9 protein-coding genes are annotated in these 10,523 nt (G+C 68.9%); all 9 read left to right on the forward strand.

What is annotated here, in order from left to right:
• Positions 1-162: 162 nt before the first annotated feature.
• Complete coding sequence (locus BM287_RS05885; protein ID WP_090036875.1) at positions 163-1,695, forward strand: sugar ABC transporter ATP-binding protein; 1,533 nt, start codon at positions 163-165, stop codon at positions 1,693-1,695.
• Positions 1,692-2,729 carry an ABC transporter permease gene (locus BM287_RS05890; RefSeq protein ID WP_090036877.1) on the forward strand — a complete coding sequence of 346 codons (1,038 nt, stop codon included), beginning with the start codon at positions 1,692-1,694 and terminating at the stop codon, positions 2,727-2,729. The genes BM287_RS05885 and BM287_RS05890 overlap by 4 nt, the downstream gene beginning before the upstream one ends.
• Positions 2,726-3,766: an ABC transporter permease gene (locus BM287_RS05895; protein ID WP_244527935.1), complete on the forward strand. Its 1,041-nt coding sequence runs from the start codon at positions 2,726-2,728 to the stop codon at positions 3,764-3,766. The genes BM287_RS05890 and BM287_RS05895 overlap by 4 nt, the downstream gene beginning before the upstream one ends.
• Before the next feature lie 58 nt (positions 3,767-3,824).
• Positions 3,825-4,859, forward strand: a complete 1,035-nt coding sequence (gene rhaS / locus BM287_RS05900) for a rhamnose ABC transporter substrate-binding protein (RefSeq protein ID WP_090036879.1) — start codon at positions 3,825-3,827, stop codon at positions 4,857-4,859.
• Between the two features lie 87 nt (positions 4,860-4,946).
• Positions 4,947-5,336, forward strand: a complete 390-nt coding sequence (locus tag BM287_RS05905) for an L-rhamnose mutarotase (protein WP_090036880.1) — start codon at positions 4,947-4,949, stop codon at positions 5,334-5,336.
• Positions 5,333-6,496: an L-rhamnose isomerase gene (rhaI, locus tag BM287_RS05910; protein ID WP_090036882.1), complete on the forward strand. Its 1,164-nt coding sequence runs from the start codon at positions 5,333-5,335 to the stop codon at positions 6,494-6,496. The genes BM287_RS05905 and rhaI overlap by 4 nt, the downstream gene beginning before the upstream one ends.
• A gap of 4 nt (positions 6,497-6,500) precedes the next feature.
• Complete coding sequence (locus tag BM287_RS05915; protein ID WP_090036884.1) at positions 6,501-8,537, forward strand: bifunctional aldolase/short-chain dehydrogenase; 2,037 nt, start codon at positions 6,501-6,503, stop codon at positions 8,535-8,537.
• A complete protein-coding gene (locus BM287_RS05920) occupies positions 8,534-9,970 on the forward strand; it encodes a rhamnulokinase (RefSeq protein ID WP_090036886.1) in 1,437 nt (478 codons plus the stop codon). Before BM287_RS05915 ends, BM287_RS05920 begins: the two co-directional genes overlap by 4 nt.
• A gap of 8 nt (positions 9,971-9,978) precedes the next feature.
• On the forward strand, positions 9,979-10,523 hold a 545-nt coding region (locus tag BM287_RS05925; RefSeq protein ID WP_170857441.1), incomplete at its 3' end, for an alpha-hydroxy acid oxidase.

A 10,523-nucleotide genomic window follows, 5' to 3' on the forward strand; every position in this document is an offset into this window, starting at 1 on the left:
GCTCCTTCATTCGAGGCAGTGCTGCATATTATGCACGTTTCATTAGGGTTCTGCACAGATTCGGACAGGGACTTGACGTAGCGCGGTGCGGTCTGGCAAGGTCATTTCAACGTTTCAAAAATGAAACGGTTCACATCCCCGACGTGGAGATCATTCACGACAATGACGTCCTCAGCAACTCCCGCTCCCGGCGGCCCGCCGGTCCTCGAACTCCGGGGCGTGGCCAAGGCGTTCGGCCAGGTCATCGCCCTCAGCCGCGCCGACCTCCGGGTCGAGCAGGCGTCCATCCACGCTCTCGTCGGTGAGAACGGCGCGGGCAAGTCCACTCTCGTGAAGATCGTCGCAGGGCTCTACCAGCGGGACGCCGGCGAGATGCGCTTCCGCGGTGAAGCGGTCGACTTCAGCACTACGGCGGAGGCGAAGAACGCGGGCATCGCGGTCATCTACCAGGAGCCGACGCTCTTCCCCGACCTGTCCGTCACCGAGAACGTGTTCATGGGCCGCCAGCCCACCGACCGCCTCGGGCGCGTCGACCGCAAGGCCATGCGCACCGAGGTCCGTGAGATCTTCCGGCGGCTCGGCGTCCACATCGATCCGGACCGCCTCGCCGAGGGCCTCTCGATCGCCGACCAGCAGCTGATCGAGATCGCCAAGGCCATCTCTCTGGATGCGCGTCTCCTGATCATGGACGAGCCGACCGCCGCCCTCTCCGGCGTCGAGGTCGAGCGGCTCTTCGTCGTGGCCCGCAGCCTCCGCGACGAGGGTCGCGGCATCGTCTTCATCTCGCACCGCTTCGACGAGGTGTTCTCGCTCTGCGACACGATCACGGTGATGCGCGACGGGGCCTACGTCTCCACGGACAGCACGGTCGACGTGACCGAGGACGAGATCGTGCGCCGCATGGTCGGCCGGGATGTGACAGAGCTGTTCCCCAAGCAGGCGGCGACGATCGGCGAACCGCGCCTCGTCGTCGAGCACCTGACCTCCGCCGGGGTCTTCCACGACGTCAGCTTCACCGTGCGCTCCGGCGAGATCGTGGCGTTGGCCGGCCTCGTGGGCGCCGGCCGCAGTGAGATCGCGCGAGCGGTGTTCGGCGTCGACGGCTACGAGACGGGCAGCGTCCGGGTGGAGGGGCGGCCGGTGCCCAAGCGCCGGCCGACCGCGGCCATGGCGGCGGGCCTCGCGCTCGTCCCCGAAGACCGTCGCAAGCAGGGGCTGGTGCTGGAGGAGACCGTCGCGCGCAACAGCACCCTGGCCATCCGCAACAAGCTGACCAAGGCGGGCTTCATCCGCAGCGCCTCCGAGAACTCCGCCGCCCGCGTGTGGGCGAGCCGCCTCCAGCTCAAGACCAACGCCCTCGACACACTCGTCGGGACGCTCTCCGGCGGCAACCAGCAGAAGGTCGTGCTGGGCAAGTGGCTGGCCACCGAACCGCGCGTGCTCATCATCGACGAGCCCACCCGGGGCATCGACGTCGGCACCAAAGCCGAGGTCCACCGGCTGCTGTCGGAGCTCGCCGGGCGCGGCATGGCGATCCTGATGATCTCGTCCGAACTGCCGGAGGTGCTCGGGATGGCCGACCGCGTGCTCGTCGTCCGCGAGGGCCGCATCACGGCCGACCTCGACCGCTCCGTCGCCGACGCCGAGAACGTCATGTTCGCGGCCACCCACGCCCTCGAGGAGTCCGCGCGATGACGACACCCACCCTCACGCCCGAGAAGGTGCCCAACGCGGGCGTCCGGATCGCCCGCACATTCGTCCGGGCTCGCGAGACCGGCATCCTGCTCGCGATCCTCGTCGTGATCGCCGTGACCACGGCCATCAACCCGACGTTCCTGTTCAGCGGCGACGGCTGGCGCGACCTGCTTCTGACGCCCTCCATCCTCGCTCTCGTCGCCATCGGCCAGGCCATCGTCATCATCACCCGCAACGTCGACCTGTCGGTCGGCTCGGTGGTGGGACTGACCGCGTACCTGACCGGGCGCCTCTTCGCCGATATCCCGGGCATCCCGATCATCACCGTCTTCGTGATCGGCGCCCTCGCCGGCGCAGTGCTCGGTCTGGTGAACGGCGCGCTCGTCGCGTTCGGCAAAGTGCCTGCGCTGGTCATCACCCTCGGCACGCTGTACGCCTATCGCGGAATCGACGTTCTGTGGGCCGGCAGCAACCGCATCAACGCGAGCGACATGCCCGACGCCTTCCTCGGGCTCGGGACGGGGTCCTTCCTCTCCATCCCGTACCTCACCATCCTGGCGGTGCTCGTCATGCTGATCGCGGGCTGGTTCCTCCGGAACCGCCGCGGCGGCCGCGAGCTGTACGCGATCGGCTCCGACCCCGCGGCCGCCGAGCTGTACGGCCTCAAGGTGACGCGCCGCATCCTCGCCGCGTTCGTCCTCTCCGGCGCGACCGCGGGCCTCGCCGGAGTGCTGTTCGTCGCCCGCTACGGCACGGTCAGCTCGCAGACCGGAACGGGCCTTGAGCTCCAGGCCGTGGGAGCAGCCGTCATCGGCGGCGTCGCCATCTTCGGCGGCAGCGGTTCGGTGTACGGCGCGGTCCTCGGCGCGGTGCTGCTGCTCACCATCAACCGGGCGCTGCCCATCCTCGGAATCCAGGACTTCTGGCAGCAGGCGGTGGTCGGCGTGCTCATCATCGGCGCAATCGTCCTCGACCGTGTCCTCTCTCTGCGGCTGTCCCGCCGCCTCGTCGCCGAAAGGGAGGTCACCGCGTGACCGACACCCAGGTGCCCACCACCTCCGCACCCGCGCGCAGCTACCCCGACTACAGCCGCCCGCTCTGGCAGCGCTGGCTGCTGACCCGCGAGTTCGCGGTGATCGGCGCGCTGATCGTCGTCGCCATCGTGGCCTCCGCGACCGTGCAGAACTTCGGCACGCCGGTCACCCTCGGCTTCCTGCTGCTGGATGTGACCCCCATCCTGATGATCGCGCTGCCGATGACCTTCGTCATCGTCACCGGCGAGATCGACCTCTCGGTGGCGAGCACCCTCGGACTCAGCAGCGTCCTGCTCGGTGTGCTGACGAAAGCCGGGATGCCGTTCGAGTTCGCAATGGTCGTCTGCCTGGTGGTCGGGCTGGTCTGCGGCGCGGTGAACGGGTTCCTCGTCACCGTGGTCGGACTCCCATCGCTCGCGGTCACGATCGGAACGCTCGCGCTGTTCCGCGGCATCGCAGTCGGCCTGCTCGGCACGACGGCGATCACCGACTTCCCGTTCTTCTGGCAGAACCTCGCGCAGCAGCGCTTCGGAACCTCGGGCATCCCGGTCATCATGGTGCTGGTGGCGGTGCTCGTCATCGTCTTCGCGGTGCTGCTCCACGCCACCCCGTACGGCCGCGGGCTGTTCGCGCTCGGGCTCAGCTCCGACACGGCCGCCTTCTCCGGGGTGAACGTCGCACGCACCAAGTTCATCGCGTTCCTGCTCACCGGTCTGATCTCGGCCCTCGCCGGGATCTACTGGACGCTTCGCTACGGGAGCGCCCGCGGCGACAACGCCGTCGGACTGGAGCTCTCGGTGATCGCTGCGGTGCTCCTCGGCGGCGTCTCCATCTTCGGCGGCAAAGGTGCGATGCACGGCGTCATCGCGGGCGTCCTGCTGATCGGGGTGCTGCAGAGCGCGCTCCGGCTGGCGAATGTCAGCTCCGACGCCATCAACATCATCACCGGTGTCCTCCTCATCGTCTCGGTCCTCTCGCCGCGCATCCTCGCTTGGGCGCGCGGCTCCCGAGCCCGCCGACGGCGAAGTCAGCCGTAGGCACGTTCCACCCGCACCACCTGCACCACCTGCTTCACCCACCCCGAAAGGAACAACGATGTTGCCCTCCACCTCGCGCCGCACCAAGCGCCTGTTCGCCCTCGGCGCCGGCGTCGTCGCCGTCGCCCTCGCCGTCACCGGCTGCTCGAGCGGCTCCAACGGCTCCGGATCCGGCTCCAAGAACTACAAGATCACCTTCCTGCCCAAGAACCTCGGCAACCCGTACTTCGACACCTCCGACAAGGGCGGCGAGACGGCTATCAAGTCGTTCAAGGGCACCTACAACCAGGTCGGGCCTTCGACCGCCACCGCGGACGCGCAGGTCAGCTACATCAACACCCTGACGCAGCAGCAGGTCGGTGCGATCGTGCTCTCGGCCAACGACCCGACGGCGCTCGGCAGTGCCCTCACCCAGGCCAAGTCCGCCGGCGTGAAGATCGTCACCTTCGACTCCGACACGGACGCGAAGTACCGTGACGTCTTCGTGAACCAGGCCACGGCGGATGGCATCGCCAAGGTCCAGGTCGACACGATCTCGAAGGAGATCGGTGACAGCGGCGAGGTCGCCATCCTCTCGGCCGCCGCCAACGCGACGAACCAGAACGCCTGGATCGACCTGATGAAGAAGGACCTCGCGAAGGACCACCCGAACGTCAAGCTCGTCGACACCGTCTACGGCAACGACGACGACCAGACGTCGTTCGACAAGACTGCGGCCCTGCTCCAGACCCACCCGAACCTGAAGGGCATCATCTCGCCCACCACGGTCGGCATCGCGGCCGCGGCACGCTACCTTTCGACGTCGGATGCCAAGGGCAAGGTCAAGCTCACCGGACTCGGCACGCCGAACCAGATGCGCGCGTACGTCAAGGACGGCACCGTCGACGAGTTCGCGCTGTGGAACCCGGAAGACCTCGGCTACCTCGCGGCCTTCGCCGCGAAGGCCCTGATCGACGGCGACATCACCGGCAAGAAGGGCGACACCTTCACGGCGGGCAAGCTCGGCTCGTTCACGGTCGGCGACAAGGGGACCGTGCTCCTCGGTGACCCGTTCGTGTTCAACAAGGACAACATCGACAAGTTCCACTTCTGATCCCGTCCTGACCCTCGTCGCCCGGCCGGCTCAGGCCGGCCGGGCGACCACTCCTTCCCTCTCATCCTCCTGACGAAAGCGACCACCATGCAACGCGCGTGCTTCCGACTCCGCGTCGACCCGGCACACCTCGACGAGTACCGCGCGCGGCACGCCGCAGTCTGGCCGGAGATGCTGACCGCGCTGAAGGAGACGGGATGGGACAACTACTCCCTCTTCCTCGCCGACGACGGCTGGCTGATCGGCTACGTCGAGGCGCGGGACGACTACGAATCCGCGCAGCGGCGGATGGATCTCACGCAGGTCAACGCCCGCTGGCAGGCCGAGATGAGCCGGCTGTTCGACGGACTCGACGGGGATGCCCCCGATCGGTCCTTCGAGCTGATCCCCGAGATCTTCCATCTCGAGGACCAGCTCGCGGCGATCGAGAACACGAACGACGACACGAAATACCACGCGAAAGGTGCAGGACAGTGAGTGACTTGACGTCCATCCAGGACCAGCTGGCACGGCAGGCGATCGAGCTGCCGAGCTGGGCGTTCGGCAACTCGGGCACCCGGTTCCGGGTGTTCGGCACGCCGGGCACCGCACGCGACCCGTACGAGAAGATCTCGGACGCGGCTCAGGTGCACAAGCACACCGGGCTGGCTCCGACCGTCGCCCTGCACATCCCGTGGGACACGGTCGACTCGTACGCCGACCTGCGCAAGCACGCCCAGGACAACGGCGTCGACCTCGGAACGGTCAACTCGAACACGTTCCAGGACGACGACTACAAGTTCGGGTCGGTCACCCACGCGGACGACCGGATCCGGCAGAAGGCGATCGACCACCACTTCGAGTGCATCGACGTGATGAACGAGACCGGGTCGCGCGACCTGAAGATCTGGCTCGCGGACGGCACGAACTACCCGGGCCAGGATTCGATGCGCGCCCGGCAGGACCGGCTGGCCGACTCGCTGCAGAAGATCTACGAGCGGATCGGCGAGCGCCAGCGGCTGGTGCTGGAGTACAAGTTCTTCGAACCGGCGTTCTATCACACGGACGTCCCGGACTGGGGGACCAGCTACGTCCAGACGGCCGCGCTCGGTGACCGGGCGGTGGTGTGCCTGGACACCGGGCATCACGCGCCGGGCACCAACATCGAGTTCATCGTGATGCAGCTGCTGCGGCTGGGGAAGCTCGGCTCGTTCGATTTCAACAGCCGGTTCTACGCGGACGACGACCTGATCGTGGGCGCCGCGGACCCGTTTCAGCTGTTCCGGATCATCTTCGAGGTGATCCAGGGCGGCGGGTACGCCAATCCCGAGGTCGCGTTCATGCTCGACCAGTGCCACAACCTCGAGGCGAAGATCCCCGGCCAGATCCGCTCCGTGCTCAACGTCCAGGAGGCCACCGCCAAGGCGCTGCTCGTGGACACCGAAGCGCTGGCCGCAGCGCAGGCGGCGAACGACGTGCTGGCTGCGAACACGGTGTTCATGGATGCGTTCAACACCGACGTCCGCGCCGACCTGGCCGCCTGGCGCGAGTCGCGCGGTCTGCCCGCCGATCCGATGGCCGCGTACCAGGCCTCCGGCTACCAGCAGAAGATCGAGGCCGACCGCGTGGGCGGCACCCAGGCCGGATGGGGGGCATGACACGATGACGAACGAGACTGTCGCGGAGCTGATCGCCCGCTCCAATCGCCTCGGGTCGGACCCAGCGAACACGAACTACGCGGGCGGGAACACGTCCGCCAAGGGGACGGAGACCGACCCGGTGACCGGCGAGCCGGTCGAGCTGCTCTGGGTGAAGGGCTCCGGGGGAGACCTCGGCACGCTGACGGAGTCCGGGCTGGCCGTGCTGCGGCTCGATCGGCTTCGGGCGCTGCAGAACGTCTACCCGGGTGTGGAGCGCGAGGACGAGATGGTCGCCGCATTCGACTACACGTTGCACGGGAAGGGCGGGGCGGCTCCATCGATCGATACGGCCATGCACGGCCTGGTGGATGCGGCCCACGTCGACCACCTGCATCCCGACTCCGGCATCGCGATCGCGACGGCAGCCGACGGCGAGCGGCTGACGGCCGAGGTCTTCGGCGGTCGCGTCGTGTGGGTGCCGTGGCGGCGTCCCGGCTTCCAGCTCGGGCTCGACATCGCCGCGATCAAGCGGGCGAACCCGGACGCGATCGGCACCATCCTGGGCGGCCACGGCATCACCGCGTGGGGGGAGACCAGCTCGGAGGCGGAGGCGAACTCGCTGTGGATCATCCAGACCGCCGCGGACTACGTCGCCGCCCACGGCCGTCCGGACCCGTTCGGTCCGAAGCTGCCCGGCTATGAGCCGCTGCCCGAGGGGGAGCGGCGAGCGAAGGCGGCGGCGCTGGCTCCGCACCTGCGCGCCATCGCCTCCACCGACCGGGTGCAGGTGGGGCACTTCACCGACTCGGACGTGGTGCTGGACTTCCTGGCGTCGGCCGAGCACCCGCGGCTGGCTGCGCTGGGCACCTCCTGCCCGGATCACTTCCTGCGCACCAAGGTGAAGCCGCTGGTCCTCGACCTGCCGGCCGGCGCCTCCATCGAGGACTCGGTGGCGCGGCTGGAGGAGCTGCACGAGCAGTACCGGGCGGACTACCGGGCGTACTACGACCGGCACGCCACGGTGGACTCGCCGGCGATCCGCGGCGCGGACCCGGCGATCGTGCTGATTCCGGGCGTCGGGATGTTCTCCTACGGCGCGAACAAGCAGACCGCGCGCGTCGCGGGCGAGTTCTTCGTCAACGCGATCAACGTGATGCGCGGCGCGGAGGCGCTGTCGTCGTATGCGCCGATCGATGAGGCGGAGAAGTTCCGGATCGAGTACTGGGCGCTGGAAGAGGCGAAGCTGCAGCGGATGCCGAAGCCGAAGCCGCTCGCCGGGCGCATCGCCCTGGTCACCGGTGCCGCATCCGGGATCGGGAAGGCCATCGCGACCCGGCTCGCCGCCGAGGGCGCGTGCGTGGTCATCGCCGACCTCGACCTGGCCAAGGCGCAGGCCGCGGCGGCCGAGATCGGCAACGCGGATGTCGCGATCGGCGTGGTCGCGGACGTGACCGACGAGAAGGCGGTCGACGCATCCATTCGGGAGGCGCTACTCGCGTTCGGCGGGCTCGACCTGGTGGTCAACAACGCCGGCCTCTCGATCTCGAAGCCGCTGCTGGAGACCACCAACGCCGACTGGGACCTGCAGCACAACGTGATGGCCAAGGGGTCGTTCCTGGTCTCCCGCGCCGCCGCCCGCGTGCTGATCGACCAGAAGCTCGGCGGGGACATCGTCTACATCTCCTCCAAGAACTCGATCTTCGCCGGACCGAACAACATCGCCTATTCGGCGACCAAGGCCGACCAGGCGCACCAGGTGCGGCTGCTCGCGGCGGAGCTCGGCGAGCACGGCATCCGCGTCAACGGCATCAACCCGGACGGCGTCGTGCGCGGCTCCGGGATCTTCGCCGGCGGCTGGGGCGCCAAGCGTGCCGCGGTCTACGGGGTGCCCGAGGAGGAGCTCGGCCAGTACTACGCGCAGCGCACCCTGCTCAAGCGCGAAGTGCTGCCCGAGCACGTGGCCAACGCGGTGTTCGTGCTCTGCACCAGTGACCTCGACCACACGACCGGCCTGCACATCCCGGTGGACGCGGGGGTCGCGGCGGCCTTCCTGCGATGAGCGACAGATCGGGCACCGTCGCTGCAGTGGATCTCGGCGCCACCAGCGGCCGCGTCATGCACGCGCGGGTGGGGCCGGGCACGCTCGAGCTGACGGAGGCGGCACGGTTCCTCAACACGCCCGTGCGGGTGTGGGAGGGCGACCGTTCCGCTCTGCACTGGGACCTCACGGGGCTGTTCTCCAGCGTCCACGACGGGCTCGCGGCGGTCGCCCGCTCCGATCCGGCGCTCGCCAGTATCGGCGTGGATGCGTGGGCGGTCGACTACGGGCTGTTGCGCGACGGCCGGCTGCTGGGCGAGCCGTACCACTACCGCGACGAGCGCACGGCCCGGGGCGTGTCCCTGGTCCACGAGGCCGTCGACCCGGCCGAACTGTACCGGGAGGGCGGGCTGCAATTCCTGCCCTTCAACTCGCTGTACCAGCTGGCCGTGGATGCGGCCGACGGCTCCCTCGAGGCCGCCGACCGATTCCTGCTCGTCCCCGACCTGATCGCGTACTGGCTGACCGGGACGGAGCAGGCGGAGCGCACCAACGCATCCACGACGGGTCTCCTGACGGCGGAGGGGGACTGGAACGGCGCCCTCATCGGCCGGCTCGGCCTCCCGGTCGGCGTCTTCGCGCCGCTGGTGGATGCCGGAACACCGGTCGGGGGCCTGCTCCCGTCGCTGGCGGCGGAGTTCCCGTTCGCGGGCGCCGGCCCCGTGGTCACCACGGTCGGCTCCCACGACACGGCCTCGGCGGTCGTGGCCGTCCCGATGGATCCGGCACGCGCCGCCTACATCTCCTGCGGGACCTGGGGTCTGGTCGGCGTCGAGCTGGAGCACCGCGTCGTCTCCGAGGAGGGCCGCGACGCCAACTTCACGAACGAAGGCGGCGTGGATGGGCGCATCCGGTACCTCCACAACGTCATGGGCCTGTGGCTGCTCAGCGAGTCGCTGCGGGAATGGCAGCAGCGCGGCCTGCCGGTCGGCCTCGAAGGGCTGCTCGCGGAAGCGGCCGAGCTGCCGCGGCCCGCGGACGTCTTCGACCCCGACGACCCGCGCTTCCTCGCGCCGGGGGACATGCCCTCCCGGATCGCCGGGTGGTTCTCCGAGCGAGGGTTGAGTGCGCCGGCGTCGCCGGCCGGAATGGTGCGGGTGATCGTCGAGAGCCTCGCCGCCGCGTTCGCGGAGTCGGTGCAGCGGGCCGCAGCTCTAACCAGCGTCGCCGTGGAAGCGGTCCACATCGTCGGCGGAGGCGCCCGCAATGCGCTCCTGTGCCAGGCGACGGCCGACCGGAGCGGTCTCCCCGTGCTCGCCGGTCCGGTGGAGGCCACCGCGATCGGCAACGTCCTCGTGCAGGCCCGCGCCGCCGGCCTCCTCACCGGCGACCTGGAAACCCTGCGGGCACTCGTCGCCCGCACCACCTCACTCGTCCGTTACGACCCTCGATAGGATCACTCATGGTCACCCGTCAGTTTCCGAAGCCGGTTGAGTTGCTGGAGTTGATGCAGTTCAAGCGGCCGGAGTTGGATCTGAAGAAGCGTCGGTTGGGGTCGGCGTTGTCGATCGAGGATCTGGCGCGGATCGCTCGCCGGCGGACGCCGAAGGCGGCGTTCGATTACACGGAGGGTGCTGCGGAGGGGGAGTTGTCGTTGGCGCGGGCGCGGCAGGCGTTCCAGGATGTGGAGTTCCATCCGTCGGTGCTGCGGGATGTGTCGGTGGTGGATACGTCGTGTGAGATCTGGGGTGGCCCGTCGGCGTTGCCGTTCGGGATCGCGCCGACCGGGTTCACCCGCCTGATGCAGACCGAGGGTGAGGTTGCCGGTGCGGGGGCGGCGGGTGCGGCGGGGATCCCGTTCACGTTGTCGACGTTGGGGACCACGTCGATCGAGGAGGTGAAGGCGGTCAACCCGGAGGGCCGGAATTGGTTCCAGTTGTATGTGATGCGGCAGCGGGAGATCTCCTATGGTCTGGTGGAGCGGGCTGCGGCGGCGGGGTTCGACAC

It is taken from the genome of Leifsonia sp. CL147, from assembly GCF_900114565.1.
In the GTDB taxonomy this organism is placed as follows: domain Bacteria; phylum Actinomycetota; class Actinomycetes; order Actinomycetales; family Microbacteriaceae; genus Leifsonia.

Excerpts from the sequence above, each read along its gene's own strand:
- BM287_RS05885 (WP_090036875.1), top strand. The coding sequence starts at position 163 with ATGACGTCCTCAGCAACTCCCGCTCCCGGCGGCCCGCCGGTCCTCGAA.
- BM287_RS05890 (WP_090036877.1), top strand. The coding sequence starts at position 1,692 with ATGACGACACCCACCCTCACGCCCGAGAAGGTGCCCAACGCGGGCGTC.
- rhaS (WP_090036879.1), top strand. The coding sequence starts at position 3,825 with ATGTTGCCCTCCACCTCGCGCCGCACCAAGCGCCTGTTCGCCCTCGGC.
- BM287_RS05905 (WP_090036880.1), top strand. The coding sequence starts at position 4,947 with ATGCAACGCGCGTGCTTCCGACTCCGCGTCGACCCGGCACACCTCGAC.
- BM287_RS05915 (WP_090036884.1), top strand. The coding sequence starts at position 6,501 with ATGACGAACGAGACTGTCGCGGAGCTGATCGCCCGCTCCAATCGCCTC.
- BM287_RS05920 (WP_090036886.1), top strand. The coding sequence starts at position 8,534 with ATGAGCGACAGATCGGGCACCGTCGCTGCAGTGGATCTCGGCGCCACC.